Source organism: Pontibacillus sp. ALD_SL1 (genome assembly GCF_017355605.1).
Genome location: NZ_CP062975.1, coordinates 605,911 through 627,805, shown reverse-complemented (window position 1 = coordinate 627,805; position 21,895 = coordinate 605,911). Strand labels below are relative to the sequence as shown.

The 21,895-nt window shown below is 42.7% G+C and carries 32 protein-coding genes; 18 read left to right on the top strand and 14 right to left on the bottom strand.

The window, feature by feature from the left end; all coding sequences use genetic code 11:
- Window positions 1–427: 427 nt before the first annotated feature.
- The 7 genes from iscB to IMZ31_RS22510 all read left to right on the top strand — a co-directional run bounded on the left by iscB (window position 428) and on the right by IMZ31_RS22510 (window position 7,494).
- Complete coding sequence (gene iscB, locus IMZ31_RS22540; protein ID WP_207530694.1) at window positions 428–1,747, top strand: RNA-guided endonuclease IscB; 1,320 nt, start codon at window positions 428–430, stop codon at window positions 1,745–1,747.
- 465 nt (window positions 1,748–2,212) lie between these two features.
- Window positions 2,213–4,204: a phosphoadenosine phosphosulfate reductase domain-containing protein gene (locus IMZ31_RS22535; RefSeq protein WP_207530693.1), complete on the top strand. Its 1,992-nt coding sequence runs from the start codon at window positions 2,213–2,215 to the stop codon at window positions 4,202–4,204.
- Window positions 4,205–4,217: 13 nt separating this feature from the next.
- Entirely contained in the window at window positions 4,218–5,432 is a 1,215-nt protein-coding gene (locus IMZ31_RS22530; protein WP_207530692.1) for an adenine nucleotide alpha hydrolase family protein, read from the top strand.
- Window positions 5,395–5,895 (top strand): hypothetical protein, encoded by a 501-nt coding sequence (locus IMZ31_RS22525; RefSeq protein WP_207530691.1) that lies wholly within the window; start codon window positions 5,395–5,397, stop codon window positions 5,893–5,895. The genes IMZ31_RS22530 and IMZ31_RS22525 overlap by 38 nt, the downstream gene beginning before the upstream one ends.
- Window positions 5,896–5,984: 89 nt before the next feature.
- Window positions 5,985–6,179: an FmdB family zinc ribbon protein gene (locus IMZ31_RS22520; protein WP_207530690.1), complete on the top strand. Its 195-nt coding sequence runs from the start codon at window positions 5,985–5,987 to the stop codon at window positions 6,177–6,179.
- 33 nt (window positions 6,180–6,212) lie between these two features.
- The gene (locus IMZ31_RS22515; RefSeq protein WP_207530689.1) at window positions 6,213–6,644 is read left to right on the top strand and encodes an IDEAL domain-containing protein; all 432 of its coding nucleotides are present in this window, start codon (window positions 6,213–6,215) and stop codon (window positions 6,642–6,644) included.
- Window positions 6,645–6,870: 226 nt separating this feature from the next.
- A complete protein-coding gene (locus tag IMZ31_RS22510) occupies window positions 6,871–7,494 on the top strand; it encodes a hypothetical protein (protein WP_207530688.1) in 624 nt (207 codons plus the stop codon).
- Window positions 7,495–7,597: 103 nt separating this feature from the next.
- Here IMZ31_RS22510 and IMZ31_RS22505 read toward each other — a convergent pair whose 3' ends face one another.
- From IMZ31_RS22505 to IMZ31_RS22480, 6 genes are all read right to left on the bottom strand, one after another.
- Window positions 7,598–7,960 carry a hypothetical protein gene (locus tag IMZ31_RS22505; RefSeq protein ID WP_207530687.1) on the bottom strand — a complete coding sequence of 121 codons (363 nt, stop codon included), beginning with the start codon at window positions 7,958–7,960 and terminating at the stop codon, window positions 7,598–7,600.
- 207 nt (window positions 7,961–8,167) lie between these two features.
- The gene (locus IMZ31_RS22500) at window positions 8,168–8,617 is read right to left on the bottom strand and encodes a hypothetical protein (RefSeq protein WP_207530686.1); all 450 of its coding nucleotides are present in this window, start codon (window positions 8,615–8,617) and stop codon (window positions 8,168–8,170) included.
- Between the two features lie 324 nt (window positions 8,618–8,941).
- Entirely contained in the window at window positions 8,942–9,499 is a 558-nt protein-coding gene (locus tag IMZ31_RS22495) for a hypothetical protein (protein WP_207530685.1), read from the bottom strand.
- Between the two features lie 128 nt (window positions 9,500–9,627).
- Entirely contained in the window at window positions 9,628–9,918 is a 291-nt protein-coding gene (locus IMZ31_RS22490; RefSeq protein WP_207530684.1) for a hypothetical protein, read from the bottom strand.
- A 159-nt stretch (window positions 9,919–10,077) separates the two neighbouring features.
- Complete coding sequence (locus tag IMZ31_RS22485; RefSeq protein ID WP_207530683.1) at window positions 10,078–10,389, bottom strand: hypothetical protein; 312 nt, start codon at window positions 10,387–10,389, stop codon at window positions 10,078–10,080.
- A gap of 64 nt (window positions 10,390–10,453) precedes the next feature.
- Window positions 10,454–10,801 (bottom strand): hypothetical protein, encoded by a 348-nt coding sequence (locus IMZ31_RS22480; protein ID WP_207530682.1) that lies wholly within the window; start codon window positions 10,799–10,801, stop codon window positions 10,454–10,456.
- Between the two features lie 236 nt (window positions 10,802–11,037).
- Here IMZ31_RS22480 and IMZ31_RS22475 point away from each other — a divergent pair, with 236 nt between their 5' ends.
- Window positions 11,038–11,757 carry a hypothetical protein gene (locus IMZ31_RS22475; RefSeq protein WP_207530681.1) on the top strand — a complete coding sequence of 240 codons (720 nt, stop codon included), beginning with the start codon at window positions 11,038–11,040 and terminating at the stop codon, window positions 11,755–11,757.
- A gap of 42 nt (window positions 11,758–11,799) precedes the next feature.
- On the opposite strand, the gene IMZ31_RS22470 is transcribed toward IMZ31_RS22475, so the two are convergent.
- Window positions 11,800–12,483 carry a serine/threonine protein kinase gene (locus tag IMZ31_RS22470; protein ID WP_207530680.1) on the bottom strand — a complete coding sequence of 228 codons (684 nt, stop codon included), beginning with the start codon at window positions 12,481–12,483 and terminating at the stop codon, window positions 11,800–11,802.
- Between the two features lie 304 nt (window positions 12,484–12,787).
- Between IMZ31_RS22470 and IMZ31_RS22465 the strand changes: the two genes are divergently transcribed.
- The 3 genes from IMZ31_RS22465 (at window position 12,788) to IMZ31_RS22455 (ending at window position 13,772) form a co-directional block, all read left to right on the top strand.
- Window positions 12,788–13,153 (top strand): hypothetical protein, encoded by a 366-nt coding sequence (locus IMZ31_RS22465; RefSeq protein ID WP_207530679.1) that lies wholly within the window; start codon window positions 12,788–12,790, stop codon window positions 13,151–13,153.
- 26 nt (window positions 13,154–13,179) lie between these two features.
- Window positions 13,180–13,377 carry a hypothetical protein gene (locus IMZ31_RS22460; RefSeq protein ID WP_207530678.1) on the top strand — a complete coding sequence of 66 codons (198 nt, stop codon included), beginning with the start codon at window positions 13,180–13,182 and terminating at the stop codon, window positions 13,375–13,377.
- Window positions 13,378–13,469: 92 nt separating this feature from the next.
- A complete protein-coding gene (locus IMZ31_RS22455) occupies window positions 13,470–13,772 on the top strand; it encodes a hypothetical protein (RefSeq protein WP_207530677.1) in 303 nt (100 codons plus the stop codon).
- Window positions 13,773–13,789: 17 nt separating this feature from the next.
- Here IMZ31_RS22455 and IMZ31_RS22450 read toward each other — a convergent pair whose 3' ends face one another.
- On the bottom strand, window positions 13,790–14,119 hold the full coding sequence (locus IMZ31_RS22450; RefSeq protein WP_207530676.1) for a hypothetical protein: 330 nt from the start codon (window positions 14,117–14,119) through the stop codon (window positions 13,790–13,792).
- A gap of 116 nt (window positions 14,120–14,235) precedes the next feature.
- Here IMZ31_RS22450 and IMZ31_RS22445 point away from each other — a divergent pair, with 116 nt between their 5' ends.
- On the top strand, window positions 14,236–14,619 hold the full coding sequence (locus IMZ31_RS22445) for a hypothetical protein (RefSeq protein ID WP_207530675.1): 384 nt from the start codon (window positions 14,236–14,238) through the stop codon (window positions 14,617–14,619).
- 24 nt (window positions 14,620–14,643) lie between these two features.
- Here IMZ31_RS22445 and IMZ31_RS22440 read toward each other — a convergent pair whose 3' ends face one another.
- Window positions 14,644–14,982, bottom strand: a complete 339-nt coding sequence (locus IMZ31_RS22440; protein WP_207530674.1) for a hypothetical protein — start codon at window positions 14,980–14,982, stop codon at window positions 14,644–14,646.
- Between the two features lie 35 nt (window positions 14,983–15,017).
- Entirely contained in the window at window positions 15,018–15,278 is a 261-nt protein-coding gene (locus tag IMZ31_RS22435; protein ID WP_207530673.1) for a hypothetical protein, read from the bottom strand.
- A gap of 144 nt (window positions 15,279–15,422) precedes the next feature.
- Between IMZ31_RS22435 and IMZ31_RS22430 the strand changes: the two genes are divergently transcribed.
- The 5 genes from IMZ31_RS22430 to IMZ31_RS22410 all read left to right on the top strand — a co-directional run bounded on the left by IMZ31_RS22430 (window position 15,423) and on the right by IMZ31_RS22410 (window position 18,362).
- Window positions 15,423–16,133 carry an NUMOD4 domain-containing protein gene (locus tag IMZ31_RS22430; RefSeq protein ID WP_207530672.1) on the top strand — a complete coding sequence of 237 codons (711 nt, stop codon included), beginning with the start codon at window positions 15,423–15,425 and terminating at the stop codon, window positions 16,131–16,133.
- Window positions 16,134–16,233: 100 nt separating this feature from the next.
- Window positions 16,234–16,668, top strand: a complete 435-nt coding sequence (locus tag IMZ31_RS22425) for a hypothetical protein (RefSeq protein ID WP_207530671.1) — start codon at window positions 16,234–16,236, stop codon at window positions 16,666–16,668.
- 80 nt (window positions 16,669–16,748) lie between these two features.
- The gene (locus IMZ31_RS22420; RefSeq protein WP_207530670.1) at window positions 16,749–17,027 is read left to right on the top strand and encodes a hypothetical protein; all 279 of its coding nucleotides are present in this window, start codon (window positions 16,749–16,751) and stop codon (window positions 17,025–17,027) included.
- 69 nt (window positions 17,028–17,096) lie between these two features.
- Window positions 17,097–17,744: a hypothetical protein gene (locus IMZ31_RS22415; RefSeq protein WP_207530669.1), complete on the top strand. Its 648-nt coding sequence runs from the start codon at window positions 17,097–17,099 to the stop codon at window positions 17,742–17,744.
- A 117-nt stretch (window positions 17,745–17,861) separates the two neighbouring features.
- Complete coding sequence (locus IMZ31_RS22410) at window positions 17,862–18,362, top strand: hypothetical protein (protein WP_207530668.1); 501 nt, start codon at window positions 17,862–17,864, stop codon at window positions 18,360–18,362.
- Here the strand turns inward: IMZ31_RS22410 and IMZ31_RS22405 are convergent.
- Window positions 18,342–18,716 carry a hypothetical protein gene (locus IMZ31_RS22405; RefSeq protein WP_207530667.1) on the bottom strand — a complete coding sequence of 125 codons (375 nt, stop codon included), beginning with the start codon at window positions 18,714–18,716 and terminating at the stop codon, window positions 18,342–18,344. The two genes, IMZ31_RS22410 and IMZ31_RS22405, sit on opposite strands and share 21 nt — an antisense overlap.
- 123 nt (window positions 18,717–18,839) lie before the next feature.
- Between IMZ31_RS22405 and IMZ31_RS22400 the strand changes: the two genes are divergently transcribed.
- Window positions 18,840–19,118, top strand: a complete 279-nt coding sequence (locus IMZ31_RS22400) for a hypothetical protein (protein WP_207530666.1) — start codon at window positions 18,840–18,842, stop codon at window positions 19,116–19,118.
- Between the two features lie 60 nt (window positions 19,119–19,178).
- On the opposite strand, the gene IMZ31_RS22395 is transcribed toward IMZ31_RS22400, so the two are convergent.
- From IMZ31_RS22395 to IMZ31_RS22385, 3 genes are all read right to left on the bottom strand, one after another.
- Window positions 19,179–19,394: a hypothetical protein gene (locus IMZ31_RS22395; protein WP_207530665.1), complete on the bottom strand. Its 216-nt coding sequence runs from the start codon at window positions 19,392–19,394 to the stop codon at window positions 19,179–19,181.
- A gap of 116 nt (window positions 19,395–19,510) precedes the next feature.
- Window positions 19,511–19,888: a hypothetical protein gene (locus IMZ31_RS22390; protein ID WP_207530664.1), complete on the bottom strand. Its 378-nt coding sequence runs from the start codon at window positions 19,886–19,888 to the stop codon at window positions 19,511–19,513.
- Between the two features lie 111 nt (window positions 19,889–19,999).
- Window positions 20,000–21,892, bottom strand: coding sequence for an HNH endonuclease (locus IMZ31_RS22385; RefSeq protein ID WP_207530663.1), 1,893 nt, complete (start codon window positions 21,890–21,892; stop codon window positions 20,000–20,002).
- Between the last annotated feature and the right edge of the window lie 3 nt (window positions 21,893–21,895).

The following is a 21,895-nucleotide window of genomic DNA, read 5'->3' as shown; positions in this document are numbered from 1 at the left end:
GGGTGAGCTTCCATGTACTCGAATCGTTCCTGACCGCAAATGAGATTAAAGATAACGATATTGAAGTCGACCCTGAAAGCATCGATACGTTTTATGGCTGTCAACTACCCCACGCTTAAAAGCGGGGGCTTGTCGGGAAATTCCTAACAGGCTCTGAGTTGACCAGCATTGGTTTGTTTATGCAGAAATGCTAAAGCGAACTCCGTTAAGAAGGTGCATACCCTGGAATGCTTCTCCAGTTCTAGGCTCTATGGGGTATAGATTAAACAGCCAGCTAGGGGTGTAGCGAGCGGTGTCTATATTGTTTTCAACCCTTCTTAACATGTGCGAGGAGAGAATGTTGGATGTATCCATCCAACGTCGTTACCGTCTTATGACGAGTTAGATTTAAAATCTCGCCCTTGTGGTGGAAAAGGAGACTGTTTTTATGGTCTTTGTGTTAAACAAAAACAAAAAACCACTGAATCCTTGTTCTCCTGCAAAAGCAAGGAAGTTATTAAAACAAGGAAAAGCAGTAGTACACAAAAAATATCCATTTACGATTCGTATGAAAGAGTTAAAAACACAAGAAACCAATAAACAGTCTTACCGACTTAAAGTAGACCCTGGAAGCAAGACAACGGGTATTTCGATTGTTAAAGACAAAGAAGTTGTTTTCTTAGGAGAAATTCATCACAAAACAGACATTAAACAGAAATTAGAATCAAGAAGAAGTTTTAGACGGGGTAGACGTAACCGTAAAACTCGTTACCGAAAAGCACGATTTTTAAATCGTAAGCGTCAAGAAGGTTGGTTAGCCCCAAGTTTGATGGCACGAGTGGATAATATTCTTTCATGGGTAAATCGATTTAAAAAACTGATTCCTATCCAAGATGTTAGCCTGGAACTCGTTAAATTTGATTTTCAGAAAATGCAAAATCCTGAGATTTCAGGCGAGGAATACCAACAAGGAGAACTGGTTGGTTATGAGGTTCGCGAGTATTTATTAGAGAAATTCGGTAGACGTTGTGCGTATTGTCATACCGAAGGTGTTCCACTAGAAATAGAACACGTTCAACCTAAATCAAGAGGTGGTTCTAACCGCGTTAGTAATTTAACGCTTGCTTGTCGACCTTGTAATGAAGAGAAAGATAATATGCTTTTAAATGAATGGATAGCATTGTTGTCGAAAAGAAAAACAAAACGCAATAAACTCATGATTGAAAACATCAAAAAACTTCAACCAAGATTAAAAAAATCATTAAAAGACGCAACAGTTGTTAATGCAACACGTTGGAAGCTATTCAATGAGTTAAAAGAAGTGGTTGAATGTGGTAGTGGTGCGAGAACCAAAATGCAACGCATTGCTCTCCATCTCCCGAAAGAACATTATTACGATGCAACGTGTGTTGGAGAATCAACACCTGAACAATTGATATTTAAAACGAATACCGTGTTGCAAATCAAAGCGAAAGGAAGAGGTTCAAGATACAGAAGTGGAACAAACAAATATGGCTTCCCAATCCGATACATGCCGAAAACCAAATATATTTGTGGATTTCAAAGTGGAGATATGGTTAAAGCGCTTGTCCCAAAAGGGAAGTACAAAGGTGCCCATTACGGTATGATCGCGATGCGTTCAACAGGGCGTTGCGATATTAAAGATTTGAAGGGTACTCGAATTGCTCAAGGGATTGATTCGAAATTTGCAAAAATTCTGCAACGTTTCGATGGGTATTCCTATTTTCTTCAGAAAAGAACAAGTTAAATAAGTTGGGTAATTCCTCCCCACACATGAATGTGGGGGTTTCCTTGCCTCGTCGTTTGTGATTATTACGGGCAACCACGTCGATGCTGATCTCCCAATCAGATGCCAAGCCACAACGTTACAGCGGATGCAATTTGATCTTGTCAAACCCCTCCTTGAGAAAGAAACAGGAGACACCTTCTACACAAGAACGGTTTTAGACTAAGTTAATACGAGAAACCCCTCAGCTGATCCCCCGATCGGCTGTTTTTTTGTCATTTTCAAGCCAGAACTTATACGTGATGAGTTCCCTACTTTATTGTAAATGGATTTATGCGTATTACATGTGAATAGGCTTTGCGTTTATTGACAGTACCCAACTTTATTGTCATCTATCACCTTCATATTCCATGATAAATCCACGCGATTTCCTCCCTCTCCGCCAAACCGTGATAGTATACGAAAAACAAAGTAGGAGGAACCACGATGAAAACCATTCTTTCAACGTTCCAGCAGGAAGATAAAGATCACATCAAAACGGTTTTGTCCTTTATGGGCATTCTTCATACCAGCGACGTCACACCCGAATGGATTAAAGAAACAGACATCGTCTGCAACAGTTCCCTGTTCATCGATGAGGACAAAGATGTCCTCGAAACACAATTAGATCCAAGCATCCTCCCAGATTTCTTACTCTTCCATAATAAAGACCACAATAGTACTGATCCTTCCCTTTTCCCAGAAAGCGTTCGAGATTCAATAGAAAACATCCGAAATGCGTATCTTGATCCATCAAACAACCGAACCTGGATCATTGCCTTTTCAGGTGGAAAGGATTCCACACTGCTCGGCATCTGCGTATGGTTAGCCGTCAAAGACCTTCCATCCCACCAACGAAAACGAAAGATTCTTTTCTTAACTTCTGACACAGGACTCGAGCACAAGCAGATGCAAGAGTACATGGAAGATTGCGTTGTGAAAATCAATGACGCAGCGGCAGAGGCAGGATTCGGAATGATCCAGTCCTACCTTGTGAAGCCAAGGTTCCAGGACCGCTTCGGACCTAAAGTGATTGGAAGAGGTATGCCGTTACCCACACCACAAAATCCGAATCAATGGTGCACGGATAATTGGAAAATCAAGCCCGTTAACGACTTCATCAAGAATCATCTCGAAACATCAGGTGAAGTCGTCATCTTCACAGGGGGTCGAGACGATGAATCGGAACACCGTGAGGACAGCTTGGATCGAAATGGGGGCGACACCTTTATCTTTCCAAAAATGGAGAATGGAAAGGAAGCGAAAGGGCAATACATGAGTTTCCCGATTCAGCATATTCGAAATGAAGAACTATGGTACACGCTGAAGCAATTTAAAAACTCTGACTTCCCGTGGGGCATATCCTACCAACAACTCTACGACCTTTACGAAAACACAGGCGAATGCCCGATGCAATTAACCACAAATAATTCCAATTGTGGAAATTCCAGGAACGGATGCACAATTTGCCTCATGCCCAAAGACGATAAAATGCTGGAATATTTTTCCAAACAAAAGCAAGAATGGGCGGATCACATGATTATCCTTCGTACAAAAATCCGAACCGTTTTATTCGATGCCTATTTCAGACGAAACCCGTCGAAGTTTAAGATTAAGCACGATTTGGATCAGTATAACGCCTTTATTGAAGACAAACACGAGGTCAAAACAGAGCGGAATTTCAAAGGAAAAGGCGCGACAGCGAAACGACGCGCGTATAATGAGGAGCGTCGTAACGATCAGGCGTCATGGGAGCGAAAGAGTCAGCCTTTATTAGCAGGCACCTCTCCTGTTTACCCTGACAATGCTCTTGGATCTCACAGTTTAGAAGCACGAATTTTCTTACTCAAAAACGTTCTCTATTACCAGAAACTCGCTGGGCTGACCCTCGTTAGTGATGAGGAAATCCCGTATATCCTAGAGTGCTGGAAAGAGGAATTCCACTGGGAATACAACGAAGAAGACGTAAAACCAGAGCCTGTCGAGCGAGATGAAGTCCTTGTATTGAAAAAAGATTACAGAATAAATCGGGGTCAGGTGACCACCATACAAAACCTGGTTCTACCAGAGGAACATGACTATAAAAGCGGGAAGATTCGGATTTTAAACGAAAATAGGAACTCCCCTTACCGTTACCTCTATTATATTCACCGTGACTTCGGAGGGAGCGAAACGTCCATTATTGACCACTTAACCCGTTCTGAATTGGAGACAGGGAAAACCATCCCCTATTTCTTTAACAACGCCTGGAAAACCAATGAGGATGGAGGCATCACCTACTGGAACAGGGTTGGATTCGTAATGGTGATTGAAGGAAACCCATTCTTAGAAGCGCGTGACGATTACCGAGAAGAAGCGTGGGAGCTTGTTGATTCCTATATCAAAAGCGGAGAACAGGAAGAAGAAACATTCTCCTGGGCTCAATCTATGAATCGTTAAGGAGGAAGAACGCATGAACGCCAAAGTATTCAGCGAACGACTGAACACATCACGGATAGTCTGGGACCGAGTGAAAGAAACCATTCGTTCCTCATACAAGGAAGACAGCAAACCTTGGATTATCCCCTACCCTCACGGCCCAAACAGTTTCACACTCCTTCACATCATTTTGGGGATCATGAAAGAAGAGAAAGATCCAAAACCCGTTACCATTGTTCAATCCCAAACAGGGAATGATCTTCCGTTTGTCCTTGAAGAAAGCAATCAAACGTTTCGCTATATCAACCGCTATGCTGCGGCTTACCACCTGCCGATCTCAACAGAAATCATCACACCATCCCTCGAAGATTCCTTTTGGGTGAATGTCATCGGAAACGGGTTTCCGCCACCGAAAACGAACTTCCAGTATTGCGGGGAAACACTCAAAATCAAACCTATGGTCAATTGGCTTAAAGAACACACAAACACACCTTGTAAAATCATTCTATCTGGCCTCTCTTATGATCCGTCATTCCGTGGAGTGGCAAACACAGACGAACTCCAACCCCTGAACGGACTAGAATTCGCTGATATTATCCTATTCTCCCGCCTTTACGGGGTTACGCCGTGGGGCGAGAAAACGAACAAATTTTCCGACCTGTACGAAGCCGTTACTGATTCCGTTTCTCCAATACCCTATTCGCTTCGTAATGAAGAATATAAAGAAGTTCAAGGGCCATGTGGCCGAATGAACACAGATTTCCAGCTCCCGTGTTGGAACTGCCCCCTTATGAATTACCAAACTCTGCTTGCCAAACGGATCGATCTCAAGGATGAACGTTGGTATAAGCACCTGTTTGCGATCCAGCGAAAACTATACACGCTAAGCTTTGAGCAAGGCGCACGGGATGGTGAGGAAAACCGTCAACAGATGCATCACGTGAAACGCGGCCGTAACAATCAGGAAGAAAGTCAAAACACAAAATCCGACGTGTCCCCAAAAGACTACACCGCACCCCAAAGTGAAACCCTGTACTTATCCACAAGACGAGAAATCTTTCATTTCATCAAAGAACGCGAAGGAATCATACGTGATTACATGGACAAAGACTTCAACCAACCCCACTCCCATTTCCGCTTTTTTTCAGAAGAAGAGGAAACGGAAATCAAACGCCTTTGGGACGCGGAACTTGAGAAAAAGGAGGATTCCTATGAACCTGAACGCGAACAAATCACTTTTAACTTCTAGGGAGACGCTCGCAACCATCGACTCCTGCCTGGAACGTTTAGAGGATTTAAAAGAACAGTTCCTCCAGGTTGATGCATCAGAGGAAACATTAAAAGAAAAGCGGAACAGCTTGCTTTATCGGAAGCTGTTAATCGACAGCGAACGGGATGTCCGTGCTGGTCAGATCCCCCTCCTGATCGTCTTGGGTAAAATGCCAGACGTCATCAAATTCGCCGAAGAAAACAACACAGCCTCTGCCGATGAGATCGAACAGCTCAAAACCATCCATGAAGACACAAAAGCCATAGATGTTGACGAGATTCGTTCCATCATGGACCAGTTCAATGAGGTAAAAAAACAGCTATCCTATTTAGAAAAGAGAGTCTCGCAAAGTTCTCACCAACAGAAAAAAGAGAAGCTGATCTCAGAAGTGTACAAAATCGAAGAAACGTTAGATCGTTTACTGCAACACAAAAACCACTGAGGAATCAGTGGTTTTTCTTCTTTTTTTCATTGATAAGCATCAATCATGCTAGAGTAAGTGAGACAAAACCATTCGAGAGGAGAATGAATATGGCAATCATAACAAAAGTCCAGAACTTTGATGAGGAATGGGACAAATGGATCGATTGCAAATGCACAGTATGCAACACCGTTTTTGAAGAATCAACTGAAGATCTTGATTTAGATGCTGAGGACCCTCTTGTCACTTGTCCCGAATGTGGTCATGAAGCTCCCCTTACCCTGATTGGCCCCGTACGTTCTTGAACATCAATAAAAATGAGGAAGGAAGATGACAAAATGAAGATTATAGCGCTTGAGCTCTTCCCGCACTTCAAAGGAAAAATCGAAGGCACCGATATTGTATTTCAGTTCGAAGAGTATCCTGGGAATTATTACGAACCCCCTGAGCAATACTTTCTTCTACTCGAAGGTGGAGAAGAAGTCCCAGCGGATGATGAAGAATATGAAAAATGGGAGTACCAGATTCTTGATCGCATTGCTGATGAAGACTACGTCATCCCTGAGAAAACAAAAAAACGATATCAATGGTTGTTTGAGGAAATAGATCAAGGTTTCGAAGATGCCACTCTAGCTGAAAAACTTTTAGCAACCATGGTTAAACAACGACAGACACGAGAGTTAAAAGATGCGATAGACCTAGCACTTGATAAACGAGACAAAAAGCAGTTTATGCTTTTATCAAACGAGATCAGCAACCTCTCAATGTGAGAGGTTTTTTATTGATACGATCAGGCATACATGTTGAGCATGATATCGATTCAATTAATCATTCAATTATTGTTTTTCATCTTTAATATCCACAACATCGCTGTTCATAACCCACTCAAGATTCATCCATTAAAGGGATATTCCTTGTCACATAAATTCATGGAAAAGGGATCTCGCGTATTTTATCTAAATCCAAAAGAAAGCGTTGTAAGAAGGAAATGACAAAATGAATTATGGAACACGCACCCTTTTCTGTATTGTATTAGCTGTATTTGTCCTATCTGGATGTGTAAATGAAGCAAAAGATGATATGGAGCACGTTCAAATAGAGAAAACGACAGATTTCAAAAACGCCCCAAAGGAATCAGAGGTCCTCAAAAAGAATAACGAGCAAGCGGAAAAAGAGCCAAAAACATCGAGTACAGAGGACGTTACAGAGAAACACAAATCCATCGACCCTCTTTCCGCATACTCCAGCCGTCAAATTGAATATGCGAGAGTATGGCAGCAATTAGCACCGAATCCTCATATCGAAGAACTGAATATACGATTTATCAAAAAAGGAGAACCCCTTAATCCCTACGAGGAAACAAGTGCCGTCTTTCCAGAAGATGTCGTTTTGTTAGAGGGCGAACGCGGTGTGGATGGTTCGGTAACGTACAGCGGAAATGGGGATGGAACGGTCATCGTTTATAACGTTCCTCGAAAATGGGGCGGAGCGGAAGTCAGCGACGATTATTGGGAAAGATACACATCGGAGATTCTTGAAAACGCACAATCCGTTTATATTGAACCATGGAATGACCAACGAACATTAGATTACATCCGTATGCAAGTCGTTCACCCATGATTACATCTCATTTCACCCGTTTGCTGCTCGTTAGATTAAAAAAGCAACTCACGTGAGTTGCTTTTTTAATCCTCATAGCACGAATTTCTTATCTCAACAGCCTTTACGATTGCGCCTTATAAATGGCCACTATGCTCTCTTTGTATCGAGTGTATAACCTTTTGTTCCCTTTCTCTCCCTTAAAAGCAGGGACATCCAAACCAAAGACATAATGAATCTTCCTGATCAGTTCCTTCAACTTGTTATCATCCGCTTTCAGAAATGCGTCGAACACATCATGTGTGTATAACTCTTCCTGATATAACTTCTCAGCCATATGGACGACACCCTGATCGTAGATTCCTTTCGTCGCATTATGATACCCGACAATATGAGCAACATCTACGATATTCCCTTTCAATTTAACCTCTTTTTCCGACGGGTAATGGGCGAACATACGCTCGAGGTCTTGTTTCTTTATAGCCATCCTGATCTCTCCTTCGTATACGTTTTTATTATTATAATATGAAAACAACTAAGGTGCAGAAAATATTCCCGTCAAATGGCCACGCGTCCATTCATAGCGTCAATTACTGCATCAACACGAACGCACTTACTGCATCAATCATGGATCTTCACCAAAAAAAGATGATGGGGATGCCATCATCTTCATGATTGTGACTGCCGATTTTTGTTATCCTATTCCTTCTTTTTGCCGTGCATCCACTTCTTCGTAATCTAAGAGATGTTCCATCGGCGGGTTGCCATACTGAACCGTCGCCTTCCCTTGATCAAATGTAATCAGGTAGGACTCTTCTCTTAGTACGCCTTCATTTTGCAAGAGGTCCTTAAACACCTTTACCCCTCCATTTTCCATCGGGTATATAAACGAATCGGTCCTCCCTACCCCACCTCGGAATTGAAGATAGGATACGCCGTACCCCCCGCTTTCCTTACGTTCCAATAAGAAACCTCCGTGTTCTCCTCGCACTGGATCACCATGTATATCCTTTTGAAGAACCGCTTCTTCTACAAATCCGCATCGCTTGCACATATTGAAATACTCTCTTGTTCGGTATTCAACATCCGTCGTCATCATCCCACTACACTTCCCACACGCTTTCGTATCCTGAACAGAACCCATCTCATCATCTTCCTTTCACCTGTTTCCTCCATAGTACCACCCCATCATCCGCTCCATAAAAATACGCTCCATTCTTTTTTTGTTTTCAACTGGAATTTTCCCCTCTCTTCCGCCATAAAGTAAACCATACCCCTTACAGCAAGGCCTTTCATAAGAAGCAACGCACTTTCAATCACTGAGGTTGTTGTAACCGATTGGCCCTTCCAGTTTTTTAGTGAACATGGAATGCGAAAAACCATACACCATTTTGGATGTATGGTTTTTTGATTGTGCACAAAACTTTTTATAGAAAAAAGAGAGCTTATGCCCCCTTTTTACACGGTTTTAGAAATTCAACTCTTCTTGTATTTCGAGGAGGAGATCTGTGGCTTCTGTTAGTTTAGCATTAGCAAGATTCATATACTCTGTTCCTTCGCCGATTAAGGCGGGATTAAAATCCTCGACTCCCTCTATAAGTTTCTCTCCGCAGAGGAGCATAAGATCAACAGCCTCAAGTTCCAAAGCATGGACCTCCTCTAGCGCTGGAGGCACATCCATCAAAGTCATCTCCGTTCGCATCATCCGAAACTCGTCAAACACACCTTCTAACTCATCTTTAAACGCCTGTTCCATGATGATCAAAGGTTCCTCACCCGCCAACGTAAACAAGGTGCTAATTCGATTCGCTTCATTCCCGTAGGAGGCCAAAAGAGGCGCCATCGCTTCAGAATACGTGGTAATTAGTGCTTCGTTGCTTTCTGTTTCTTTTTCTTCCTCAACAAGCTCTGTGGTTTTTCCCTCCTGCCTCTCTCCTTTTGTTACGTTTTCGGCATCCTTTGCCGCGCTTTCGTCGTTGCAACCGACTGCCATTAAGAGAACAAACAACCATAGTAATCGTTTCATCGGAACACTCCTCTGTGGTTTATGATGGATAAGCTTTATTATTATACGAGGGTTCGGAAGAGAAAGGGAAAATAATTGGTTTTTATTCACAGAAAAAGGTTTATCCCCGCAAGGACAAACCTTTTTTATTATTCTAGTGACCGTTCTATCTCAGAAAACTCTTCCGCTTTCGCCATCGCCTTTTGGAATTCTTTGATTTCCTCTTCGGAATACCCGCCATCAGGAAACCATTCTCCGCAAAAATGGGAGAGATCTCTTATCAGTTCCTTCTGTTCCCCTTCTGATAATGCCTCAGGACGTGCGTCGATCATTTCATTGATGCTCGCTAAATCCTCATCTTCGATAACCCCTTCTTCATCTGGCAAAAACTCGCTCGCCATTCGCTGCATTTCATAAGCCAGGCTCACATATTCATTCATTATAATTTCCTCCTCTTTTTTATTACTGTTAGTGTACGCCGCCCGTTTCAAAAGTAGTATAACTCTAGGCGTTATAACTCCCCTTTCCCTTGTGGCGCAACGGGTTTTGAATGTAATCTTATTGGGAAAACGAGAATGACTCATCATTAAAGAATCCTTTCATACACGACCCAGATCCCAAATATGAACCCGCCTTTCTAATGCTTCTTCTGAAATTCTCCCGTCCTCATACGCCACGCAAGTGATCTGGGATAAGACCGCCTCCGCGGCCTCCTTCATAAAGGAAAACTCATGCGCAATATACTGTAATTGACCGATAAATTCTATATTCGCTTCCACGACAACCGTTTCTTTTATCGTCATGGTTGTATCACCAACAAAATTTTCAATCATAACGTCAGCCCTACGCTCTTGTTGAGCTTGCTCCATAAATGTTTTCCAGATCTGATTCGGGATCGCCCATGTTTCCACTCATAACCACTCCTGTTCTATTTTTAACCATTATAAAACGGATACTTATCATACGGTGAAACGTTCATCCCTTTTCAGAACGCTTCCTGAGAAGGAGAAGTAAAGACAAAAACATGACAAACACAGGAAAGATACCCTCCCCTTTCCAGGTAAGATCCACGGAAGTGAACAAAAGATCAGCAAACCAAAACGATAGATACCCTACCAGTGTTGCGTACAGGATAAAAGCGCTTTCTGACAACTTCAATCCCATACCTGCAAGAAAAAAGAAAAGAAGGATACACACGAACGAGTAAAACCAAAACTCATAATAGGATGGAACCGTACTTTGAAACCAGTTCCATTGCACAATGTGATAAAAAGGATATGGCAATAGTCCAACACCCAATAGGATCATCCATACATACTTCATAGTTGCATCACCTCCCGTTTCCTTCTAAACCAACAGGGAGAGGCTGTCCATGTTTCCTCCGCAAAAACTTCTAGCAGAAACCCCTCTTGTAAATTGGTTTTCATTTTTCAACCAAAAGAATCTTTTGACCAATGATATTGGTTCTTGTTTCCAATATTCTGGTCGCTAAGATATAATAAATGATACGTGACAGTAACGGGATTTCATGAATAGGACTCAGAAAGGCGTGGTGTGCGATGACGGAAGAGGAAAAAGAAAGAATTGCACAAGAGATGGTGCGAGAATGGTTTCAAGAATACCAACACGAGTTTGAACAAGAGATCAGAACCGTACAAAGAGCAAGAGAAGACATTGAGGAAACTAAAGATTTAATCGAAAAACTTGAATCTAAAATGGAAAACTTAGAGGAACACGAAATCGGAAGCCCTGAACATAAGGAGTATTTCAAGCATCATGTAAACGCGATGATTATTCTCATCCAATTAGAAAAGAGAATAATTGATCTTCAGAATAAGATAAAAGGGGAGGCTCTCCCATTTGTGTATCCTCACCTGAGAAAAGCGGAGCAAAAGCAGCCGACTAAAAAAAGCACATCAGAAAAGGTCGCTAAAGCAGCATTTAACGTGGCCACATCTACGTTCCGTCATACAGGGAATATCATTAGCGGAACCGTTTCAGGGCGTATGGACAAGGTAGCGAAAAGCGCTTTTTATTTAGGGCTCGGAGGGCTCGGTGTCGGAATGCTTGTTGAGGCTGTTGAGGCATTTGAAGAAGCTGAGGGTTTTGAAGGAAGTGCCACTGAGCCAACAGGAACTGAAGGGGATCACTACGTCACGCCTCACGAACGGACACTCGAGAGCGGAGAAACCATTTGGGTGGACGGAGACGGAGACACCTCGACGGATCTATCAGCTGGTGAGGGCGGAGGTTTCTCAAGAGGAAATCCAACGCGCTGAACCACATAAAAAGGCTCTGCCATATGCGGCAGAGCCTTTTCTCTATTCCCGTTTGGCTAACTCATTCACGATCCCTTCAATGTAGGATTCAAACTCATCCCCGTCCATCTTATTGTGCAGGGCATCATAGGTTTCAGGCCCGTGGTTATACATGGATATTTTTGGGAAGACGACGAAATCGCCTCCATTATAGGCTCGGATCACGACACGTACCCCTTCAGGAAGCGGGATCTCTCTCCCGTCCTCATCGTAGCCCATGTGTTTTTCTTCCCAGTACGCGCGGTCCGCGTACTCGCCAGGAGACACTTCAAGCACTTCCTCCCCGTAGTAATTCAAGTTCTGCATCGTTTGCTTTTGAAAAGGTGTCTGGTTTGATACATCATGGTTGTCCTCCTCGTACACACCACTCTCCTGAAATGGCTTCGTATTCAGTCGGAAATACCACCATTCGGGATCCTCTCCAATCGGATGGAAGGTTAAGGAAAGGGGATTCACGATTTTTGTGATGAACCCAAAATGGAGTTCCATACATCCTTCTTCATGAGACAAGGCTGCTCCTGTTAGATCTAACCCTCCACCAGATGGCATAAACAGATGGTTCGGAGCGTCACTTTCGCCAATCGTTTGCAACGTTTGAACAATGCGGTTTCGATCCGTGATCGTCACACGTCCCGACGGGCTTTCACCCAACCATGACTCGATCGTGGTTTTCCACTGGATGTTCATCGGATCCCTCACTCTCTATTTTCTGATTTCATTGTACCAAACTCTGACCCCGATCGTCTTTTCATAAGAATGTTCGTTTTCTCCGCCCATCCATCTTACCCGTTGTATAATAAGAACAAGACAATGAGAAAGGTGTGTGATGAAAGTGAGTTATCCCTGCAAAGACTGCGGCGAGGTTTTCTACTATACGGAAGAGGTTATCTTTGATGGAGATGAGGAGAAAACCGTTAATGAGAAAAATCCCCACTGGGGTTCCTGCCAATGCTACGAGTGTTCCAAAACCAATTAGAGAGGAAGATGAAACATGACTGTTGATTTATACAAAGGCGAAATGGTCACCTTCAAAAAAGGGGATTTCAAAGGGAAAAACGGTGTATTTCGGAGCATCACAGGTTATACAAACGGGTACGGGAGCGTTTGCCGTATCGGGATCGATGGGTACGGCGACCGCGAATTCACATCCGACTTTTTTTCCTTTGATAACGAATCCATCCAGGAAACGTGGGACACGGATGAAATCGAACACAGTGATTTGGAAGAAGATGACACGGAACACGCTTGCTTAAACTGTGGAGAACCGAACAACCCTAAAAATCAGCCCGTTTATGAAGACGAGCTTGGGAAGCACATGGTGTGTAAAACATGTGAGGCGAGCTTTGATATTTCATAATAAAACAGAAACAGGAGGCACGAAACATGGATTTAGCGAACGAGATTCAAGAATGGATCGAACAGTATTGCGAAACAAATCGTAAAAGCCTGACACAAGACACGATCGAAGAGATCGCTGTTACGCTTTCCGAACACTTTTCATCACAGGGATATGAAGAAATAGCCGATATCCCTGACAACCTGTTAGCCGAAAAAATTAACGAAGAAGTCGAAAGCGCCTAGCAAATTAAAAGCCACTCTTAGAGTGGCTTTTTTTCGCTGGAACTATATATATACCTATTTGTCGCATATACTGAAAGTAAGGATGTGATTTTGTGGAAAAACTAAAGTTAACCCCAAAACTGGAACGGATTTTAAAAATCCTTACGATATCAATCATCTTCCCTTTTATTGCTTTCCTCCTTTATCTTGTGCAGCTTTTATTCGCAACCCCTCTTTACAAACTTGCGGGTTTAGAAGCCGCGCCGTTTGACATTCCTCTCTACCAGTACATTCATGTGACGACGTCCATTTTTGTAGTCGTGAAAAACCGCTTTCTGCTCATTAGCATCATCGATGAAGCAATAAAAGAGGAACGTGCTAAAGAAGAGGACGGGGACAAAGAAAAAAGCGAGTGAGCTTGGAGCCACACGCTTTATGTAGGTTTATAATTTCTTACTTTGCTGTATACAAATCCAACAAAGTTTCTCGAGTGCCGAAATAAGAATTTCGCCACACAAGGGATGATTATCATAAATATATAAGGGATAACGGTAAAACACAGAATCGAAAGCATAGCAATAGCCGTCTGGACTATTGTTTTCCCAAGCGTTAATACCAGTCTTGCGAAGAAGTTAACACGAAAGATTTTGTCCATTAGTCCTGCAAAAAACAAGACTATAAACATAACCATAAACACGCTAATTGATAAGTTTAACGCCTGATCCCAAAGTTGGTACATTAGCTCTTCTACTGCTAATAACATCTAACCATCTCCCATGTCTTTTTTTGAGATCAGGATAAACCCATCACCCTATTTCCTGCCAGAATTATAGAGAAAGAACCCTTATTGTCAACATAACTATTACGGGAGGTTGTATGATGGATACGAACCATAATCGCTTTACCTTCTCAAAAAATGAGGATCGTTCCTCCTTCAAAGATTGCGAGAGAAATGAGACGATCATCACCCTTCAAGACGGGATACTAAACGGCGAATCAATAGACGAGAAAACCCTGCGCATGGCCGCTGCTTCTGTCGTGTCACGTTTGAATGAAAAAGAGGAGTACTACGCCATCTTCTTGCAACCGCTAGGTCGCACGGTTTTCCTCCGCAGAAAACGAAAACTCGATGAGAAAACGGTCTACACCATCATCGGACTCGGGCGCTCTTTTTATAACACAGGAATGCTTTCCTGGGATTACGAGGATCTCACGATTGAAACACCGACCGCCACCATTTCTGCCAGTCGATCAAGAAAATAAAAAGCCTCCACTGGGAGGCCTTTTCTATTCCGTCATTGTGATTCCATACGTGTCTTTTAGGTGTAGTTCAACTTCCTCTTCTTCCTGGAACGCTTCATCGTACTCCCTGTCAAAAGGGGTTTGCTCCGCAATGGATAGAGCGGCCAATTGCTTCCAGTCTGAACTCCCTTTTGGAAAGTCAGGAGTCAACCCGTGTTCGTTCATCTCGTCCACCAGCGTTTCTTCTGTAAACCCTTCAAGGTCAACGAGCACTTCATGAACTCTGTATTCGTCTTCATATAAGGTGACTCCAACCACGGTGTACCGATGTTCTCCAACTTGTTTCAACCATTCGTTTTCCTCTTGTTTGATCCACTCACTCAATAGAAGCCCCTCCTCGAAGTTTTTGCCACAGACGTTTAATACATGCCCATGTATTTCTTCAGAATCGGCTCATCTTCTTCCGCTACAAGCTGAACCCGTTCTACCTTGATCGCTTCAAGGTCGGTATACTCGTTATACTGAACTCCTTTTTCCACGCATTCTGTTTTCTCTCCCCATCTGTCCTTGAAATGATCATGAACTGCTTCTTTTTCCCCTTGATCCCCTTTAACTAGCACTTTGCAGGAAACATTTGTCTCCCCTGATACAAACGTATACAAGACATAATAAGTTTTCACCTATAATCACCCTTTCCTGAATTCTTCTTCCCTCTTATCATACAGGGTCCCTATTCGGTTTCGGTAAAAAATCCTTCGTTTTTTATGGTGATATTTGTAAGCCCCTCCCCATAACATGTACAATAAATGGCGGAGGAGACGTTTATGAAAACCATTAAAGTGTATGAACCAAAAAGCAATCGCGTTTTTTCAACCACCTACAAACACCTTTCACTTCTGACAGGCATCCCTGTGGCCACGCTCTCGAATTACAAGTCCCGTGAGCAAAAGGTTCCAGAGGTCGGATACTATATACTAAAAGAAGATACATCCATAGAAACCAAACGCCTTTGGTACGCTCGCGAACACTTCCCAAAAGAAATCTGGGTATCAGTCAAGGGAACAGAAGGCGCCTATATGATTTCGAATCACGGGAGATTTAAACGTGTGATGAAAAAGGGAGAAAAATTCCTGCTTCCCTATTGCAAGAAAACCAGTGGCTATATGTGTGTAAAAGTTCCCTATAACGGCGTGTACAAAGAACACAAAGTATGCAATCTCGTGGGGATTCATTTCCTCGGAGGCCCTTATAAGGGGTACGTGCTGAGACACAAAAACGGGATCAAAACAGAGGACAATGTTTTCAATCTTCATTACATCACGATTCAGGAATCCAATCGGTTGAACGGAGCCAAAACGAAAGCCCTCCCCGTAGTGTGCTATGATGCCGAAACATTCTCCGTACGCGGAGAGTACCGTTCAGTCAAAGAAGCAGGGGTAAATGAATACGTATCCCGTCAGACGGTTCTTGATAACTGTTATCGCAAAACAAATCGAGAAGGAGAACACCAATTCCGATTCGCCTGCACCTTATAAAAAAAACGACATATTCCTTCGCTCCCCCGTTTTTTCCTCTACAATAAAAAGGAATACTAAAAAGAGACGGGGTTACCGAGTCTCGACTGGAGGAACCAATATGAGCGCAATCGTATATGTGGATGAAACAAGAGTAGAAAAACCATTTCAACACCTCGATGATGCTATTTTTTACCTTGACCAGCACACAGACAGCAGCCATAAAGAAAAATATCAGTCTCAGCAAAAAGTGCACATCCTTCTCCTGAACGAAGAGGGTGAGCACGAAACATTCTTCAAGGGAACACTCCTGGAACTTTTGACACCAGCCACATTGACCCTGCGTGTAGGACCCCATGATTACGGCGTGTTTACCGAACGAGAACAACTGGACAATACCCTTCGTAATCTCGTAAATGAACAGGGCGCTTCGATTAAGACCAACATCAGCATTATTGATGAGGGAAAAGGCTATTTCATTAACCAATTCCTTGGTGAGATCTGGCACTACCTTGATGATTGGAACGATGAAATGATGCCCCCTAAATCGAGTTAAGACAATTCTATTTTCAAAAGTCGCTCTTGTAGCGACTTTTCCTTTGCAACGCTCCAAAGAACAAAAGGAGGAATCCCATCTTGAAACCAGAACATTTCGACAATCATTACGGCAAAGGCATCATAGACCATTCTCACCTAGAAGAAGCTTCATCCGACAAAAAGAAAAACGCGGAATACTGGAATGACCTTGAGCACTATGTAAGAGAAGCATTTTTACAGGTTGCAAAAGTAGGCGGCATCCATATGGAGGAACTCTATGAATATAACGACGTGAAGGAACTAACGAAATCCATGATGGAGCGCGTAAAAAGAGAATTCCCTGAAGCCGAGTTTCCCTTTGTGGACAAGGACCTGTGAATGGGAAATTCCCTCTATTCAACAGTGTTACAAAAATGTTACAATCATTTGGAAAGAGGAGGAATCAACATGAAAAAACTTTTCCCTGCACTGATGCTTTTATCCATTCTTTTCGTAGCCGCTTGTTCTGATGACAGCGCTGAACCAAAAGAAGATGAAAACACATCACAGGAAAAAACAAACGATACTGAACAACAATCTGAAGAAACAAAAGATGAAGGAAAGATGGAAGTCGACAAAGGCTTATTGAACGTTAAAGTCACCCTTCCTGCTTCTATGGTGGAAGGAGAAAACATAGAAGACATCAAAGCGAACGCCAAAGAACAGGGCATCAAAGAAGTGACCCAAAATGATGACGGTTCTGTTACGTATAAAATGTCGAAATCCACCCACAAAGAGATGATGAGTGAAATCAAAGGAAGCGTCGAAGATTCTATTGAACAGATGAAAACCAGCGGAGAATATGCATCGATTGAAGACGTGACGTATAACGATTCGTTCTCGGAGTTCACCATGATTGTGAACAAGGAGAAGTTTGAAAACAGCATGGATGGATTCGCCTCGATGACCCTTGGCATGTCTGGAATAATTTACCAAATGTATGAGGGCAAAAGCGAAGAAGACGCGAAAGTGACTATCAAAATGGAGGATGCAGAGACAGGCGAAGTCTTTGACGAAACCGTTTATCCTGATGCCATGGACAATATGGGGGAGTAATCCCCTCAAAAGACCGTTCAACAGAACGGTTTTTTTATGGGAAATTGCAGCTGCCTTCTCCCCTCCCCATCCACCCCTTCCCTGTGATAGGATGGAGAACGAGAAAGGATGATCATCATGAACGAACAAAAATGGCAGGCGACAATTCACATTTATGGCAATCCAGATCACATTGTGACGGTCTTAGAGAGAGAATTCAGCAACGTCTCTCTGGAAGATTTCATAAAAAATAAACGAACTATCAATTTATTTAAAAAAGCAGACTTCAATGGTGACTTCAAAACCCGTTTTGGGTTTTTGGAAGATTCCGAGGAATGGAAAAAAATCAACTCGACCATCCGAAATTATGCGCACAAAGGCCGCAAGCCAGTGCCTGCGATCTCTCATATGATAGGCAGTATAGCCCTGACGCTTTATTTGGATGGAAATGACTATGAGCAATTGCAATCGGATCTTATTGGTTTAACTGTGCTAGACGATCTTTACATTACCTGCGAATTAGAAAGCCCTGAACACAACATTATATATTTCGAGACAAGGGATGGAGATGTCGGGATCGAACATACCTTATCTCCAGAAATCGATTCCGATCTCGTCTTAATTGATTGGGATGCATAAATTGCTTACAACATAGAAACAAAAAAACTCCTTGCACAGCGCAAGGCGTTTTTTTTCTCTTATTGAACGACTCGTTTTTTTATACCACTGAATTACATTAGCCATGCCGTTATTCACCTCAGACCATTCGTCCTCATCTTTCATTTCTTCCGCAACATTCGCATACAAATTGAATGCATCAGAAATCTGTTCATTGTCCGTCACGATGAGATAAACGATCTCAATTACCTCATCCTCGGAAAGGACCACAGGTAACTCGATAAAGTTCTCAGTCACAAATGGAACCTCCTGTAAATGGTTCCCAGTTTTCAAGTTGTTGTACGATTCTTCTCGTTTGAATATCGATCTTGTCATTTCCTCCCTGCCCCTTATTTCTTATCGTAGGGCACTCTTCCTTTCAAATAAAAATACAGCGCATTTTCTAGGATAACGAATCCTTATATGGAAGATATAAGAAAATAAAGAGGAGATGATTCTATGTATAAAGCCCCGTCCTTAACGGAAATTGCTACTCACATCAAGGAAGATTTCACCCATTATGTATCCGTTCAAAAACAACCCCTGAGAGATGCCATAGCCAAACTTTGTAACGATTACGAGCCGCTTATTGAAGTAAACATTGACTATGAAAAAATCGTCACGCTCACGCTGCTTACTCTTTCCGTTGAAGCAGGACTCGCTTCAACGGACCTTGATCAGCATTACCGACACCTCACAGACGGAACGCGTCATCGTCCATATCCCTACTGGTCATAAGCCCCCACGCAAAACCGCTATGCTTTATTGCATAGCGGTTTTTGGATTAGAACCTTGGGATTATCCTCGTTTAAATCCCTCTTTATCTTCTTTCATCGCTCTTCGTTCCTGCTCATGCATCAGAAGAACAAGAATTCCAATCAGCGGCAGGGCTCCGAATAGCTGGGCGGTTTTGATATCCCCTTTATATATTGAAAAGGCGACCATGGAAAGCGGGATGAGCGTCAAAATTCCAAAAACTACGCGGACTACCGTTTGAAAATGGTGTTTTAGCATCCATACCCCTCCTTTTCTTCCTTTATATACAGAATTCGAGTGTGTCTTTGTCACGGCCTCGATATAACATATAAAAAAGACGCATATGAGCGTCCTTTTTATCGTTGTACTGTCTTTTACTCTTGCTGCAAATCCATCAGACGTATAGCATTTTCCCCGAGTTCCATAAGGGTACTGTAATGATTGCGGCCTCCAGTATAATCCTTCTCATGCTCTGCTGTACGAACAAGGAGGTGCGTGGCCCACTGACTTCCTATACCTCTTACATCACCTGTTGAGAAATAAACAAAACCGCCTGATTCCTTATGCTTTAAAAACCCACTAACATAAAAGTGCCCTGCACTACATGAAACAACCTCAAAAGATTCACCCGCCTGCTCTTTCACAGCGCTTTTGAACGAACGGAAGAACGACTTGAATTGCTCGGTTTTCCCAGTCGAACTGACGAACTCAACACCATCCCATTTCTCCAAAACGTTTTGTGTTTTTGTCATCCATCATTCTCCTATCTTATGGTTTCTCATGCTGATTCTATTATAAACGGGATTTGTCCCTAGCGGAGGAAAAGGATGAACATTCTGTCAACTTGAGCCTTAAGGAGGGGGTCAGTTCTTTCTTTCGACAGTGTTCGCTTCCAAATGATAGTTGGTTCGGATGGGAACACGTTCTTCTGACCCATTCACGAAACAAAGTCCGCCGTCTTCTGTTTCCTCGATATCGGCGTATCCCCCTTTATGATAATGAAGCATGCGATGGTGATGGGCACAGACCACAATCACATTCTCATAACTATCAAGGCTTTTATAAGCATCATCCGCCACCTCGTCTTGCTCGGAAACAGGGATAATGTGATGCACTTCTGTATAATAGGTTCCGTCTCGTTTTTCGATTAACGGGATAAATCCATGCTCTCTATCGTAATCACACAGCTGGCACTTGTGACTGTACAGTTTTTTCATTTCTCTTGAGAGGCTCTGACTTCTCTCGATCTTTTGAACGGTTGTCTCTGAACGGTCTAAATCTCCCTGTATTTCTTTGATCTCAATCAATCTCTCATTCACACGAATCTTTTCATCATCGTTTTCAATAGCTTCCATGTTCCGCTCCCTGACGTCCGCTTCACCCCTCTCATACGTCCGCTCGAATCCCCATTCTTTTAGGAGTTCATTGAGTTTCATTCCTTTTTGAACAGCGAGAACGAAAAGGCGGTGGTACAATGTGCTTTGGGAATCAATATAAACAGCATTCCCCTCCACAACCATTGATGCTAAAATCTCGCGGAATTTCTCTTCATACGGAATCTCACTCTTTTCCAAGTCCCGTTGCCAATCGTACGGCTCATACCCTTTTGGAAGATCCTCTAAATAGATGCGAACAAACCCCCAGGACTCCAACAACTCCGTCACATTGGAAAGATCGCGATTACGAGCGTATCCCGAGAGATTTCTATATAAGGGGTCATAAGTACTTACGTACACCTTATCCCCCTCTACTCTGTAAAACGTACTCAACCTCTCAATAACATCTTCCATTCGATTATCTATCCGACGTCTCTCGTATTTAAAACCGTAATGTGCGTAAAAAGATTGAAAAGAACGAAACCCACGATTTTGCGCGAAATTCCTAAGACGGTGATACGCAGGGTCATGGGCAGGGATATGAACAACTCCGTCCTTATCCTGGAATCCCTTTAGCTCCTCTATAATCTCGGCATCTGGTATATAGTTGTACCTGTGATCAATTTCAAACCCTAACATATTCAAATATTGATGAAGCGTCTTTTCGTGATTCCTTGCAGCTGCCATCATTTTGTTATACAACGGGTTGGACTGAGTTGGCTGAATGAGAACTTCGCCATCCTCTCCTATTTTTGTCATATCTGACTCTGAAAGTTCTTGTTGTAACACCAAATCCCTTTCATCGTATAAAACGTATTTGTTTCTCTCCAAAAGTTCGAAAATATCTTTCGGTATGACAAATAAACACTTCGCCTTATCCCTTTTTTTATTATAAGAGTAAAGAGCAAATTGCCCTACTTTATCCACATGCCTGTAAAGGCGAATAACCCTCTCATCATCTGAGTAAGAATAGCTCCTGTTTTGAATCATACGGAGCACTCCATTTTTTTCAGCTTCCACTAATTCTTCCCCTTGCCACGGTTTCACCCCATTGTCCTGAGCTCTCGACTTTTTATGAATGGCTTGCCTCGAGATACCGAAATCATCCGCTAAATCAGATAGTTTACAAGAGTATTCTTCTCTTAATTTACGGAGAGCGTTAATGTCATAACGGGAGCTTTTCCGACTGGCCCCTCCTTTAAATTGAAACCCCAGATCCTTTATATAGGCTTTTGGTTTCTTACCGTGCCCCCTTGCGGCTTTCCCGATTTGAGCATAAAGAGATCGGTCAACCTCCTCAATTTTTCCTATCACGCCATCTGGAAAACTTTTTTTCAATTGATGAAAAATTCTTTTATCCATTCCCGTGATCTGTTCCACTCT

Excerpts from the sequence above, each read along its gene's own strand:
- IMZ31_RS22405 (WP_207530667.1), bottom strand. The coding sequence starts at position 18,716 with ATGACAAGATCGATATTCAAACGAGAAGAATCGTACAACAACTTGAAA.
- IMZ31_RS22425 (WP_207530671.1), top strand. The coding sequence starts at position 16,234 with ATGAGCGCAATCGTATATGTGGATGAAACAAGAGTAGAAAAACCATTT.
- iscB (WP_207530694.1), top strand. The coding sequence starts at position 428 with ATGGTCTTTGTGTTAAACAAAAACAAAAAACCACTGAATCCTTGTTCT.
- IMZ31_RS22460 (WP_207530678.1), top strand. The coding sequence starts at position 13,180 with ATGGATTTAGCGAACGAGATTCAAGAATGGATCGAACAGTATTGCGAA.
- IMZ31_RS22500 (WP_207530686.1), bottom strand. The coding sequence starts at position 8,617 with ATGGGTTCTGTTCAGGATACGAAAGCGTGTGGGAAGTGTAGTGGGATG.
- IMZ31_RS22490 (WP_207530684.1), bottom strand. The coding sequence starts at position 9,918 with ATGAATGAATATGTGAGCCTGGCTTATGAAATGCAGCGAATGGCGAGC.
- IMZ31_RS22510 (WP_207530688.1), top strand. The coding sequence starts at position 6,871 with ATGAATTATGGAACACGCACCCTTTTCTGTATTGTATTAGCTGTATTT.
- IMZ31_RS22470 (WP_207530680.1), bottom strand. The coding sequence starts at position 12,483 with ATGAACATCCAGTGGAAAACCACGATCGAGTCATGGTTGGGTGAAAGC.
- IMZ31_RS22430 (WP_207530672.1), top strand. The coding sequence starts at position 15,423 with ATGAAAACCATTAAAGTGTATGAACCAAAAAGCAATCGCGTTTTTTCA.
- IMZ31_RS22450 (WP_207530676.1), bottom strand. The coding sequence starts at position 14,119 with ATGTTATTAGCAGTAGAAGAGCTAATGTACCAACTTTGGGATCAGGCG.
- IMZ31_RS22505 (WP_207530687.1), bottom strand. The coding sequence starts at position 7,960 with ATGGCTATAAAGAAACAAGACCTCGAGCGTATGTTCGCCCATTACCCG.
- IMZ31_RS22410 (WP_207530668.1), top strand. The coding sequence starts at position 17,862 with ATGAACGAACAAAAATGGCAGGCGACAATTCACATTTATGGCAATCCA.
- IMZ31_RS22395 (WP_207530665.1), bottom strand. The coding sequence starts at position 19,394 with ATGCTAAAACACCATTTTCAAACGGTAGTCCGCGTAGTTTTTGGAATT.
- IMZ31_RS22535 (WP_207530693.1), top strand. The coding sequence starts at position 2,213 with ATGAAAACCATTCTTTCAACGTTCCAGCAGGAAGATAAAGATCACATC.
- IMZ31_RS22415 (WP_207530669.1), top strand. The coding sequence starts at position 17,097 with ATGAAAAAACTTTTCCCTGCACTGATGCTTTTATCCATTCTTTTCGTA.
- IMZ31_RS22400 (WP_207530666.1), top strand. The coding sequence starts at position 18,840 with ATGTATAAAGCCCCGTCCTTAACGGAAATTGCTACTCACATCAAGGAA.
- IMZ31_RS22520 (WP_207530690.1), top strand. The coding sequence starts at position 5,985 with ATGGCAATCATAACAAAAGTCCAGAACTTTGATGAGGAATGGGACAAA.
- IMZ31_RS22530 (WP_207530692.1), top strand. The coding sequence starts at position 4,218 with ATGAACGCCAAAGTATTCAGCGAACGACTGAACACATCACGGATAGTC.
- IMZ31_RS22465 (WP_207530679.1), top strand. The coding sequence starts at position 12,788 with ATGACTGTTGATTTATACAAAGGCGAAATGGTCACCTTCAAAAAAGGG.
- IMZ31_RS22525 (WP_207530691.1), top strand. The coding sequence starts at position 5,395 with ATGAACCTGAACGCGAACAAATCACTTTTAACTTCTAGGGAGACGCTC.
- IMZ31_RS22480 (WP_207530682.1), bottom strand. The coding sequence starts at position 10,801 with ATGAAGTATGTATGGATGATCCTATTGGGTGTTGGACTATTGCCATAT.
- IMZ31_RS22475 (WP_207530681.1), top strand. The coding sequence starts at position 11,038 with ATGACGGAAGAGGAAAAAGAAAGAATTGCACAAGAGATGGTGCGAGAA.
- IMZ31_RS22390 (WP_207530664.1), bottom strand. The coding sequence starts at position 19,888 with ATGACAAAAACACAAAACGTTTTGGAGAAATGGGATGGTGTTGAGTTC.
- IMZ31_RS22515 (WP_207530689.1), top strand. The coding sequence starts at position 6,213 with ATGAAGATTATAGCGCTTGAGCTCTTCCCGCACTTCAAAGGAAAAATC.
- IMZ31_RS22495 (WP_207530685.1), bottom strand. The coding sequence starts at position 9,499 with ATGAAACGATTACTATGGTTGTTTGTTCTCTTAATGGCAGTCGGTTGC.
- IMZ31_RS22445 (WP_207530675.1), top strand. The coding sequence starts at position 14,236 with ATGGATACGAACCATAATCGCTTTACCTTCTCAAAAAATGAGGATCGT.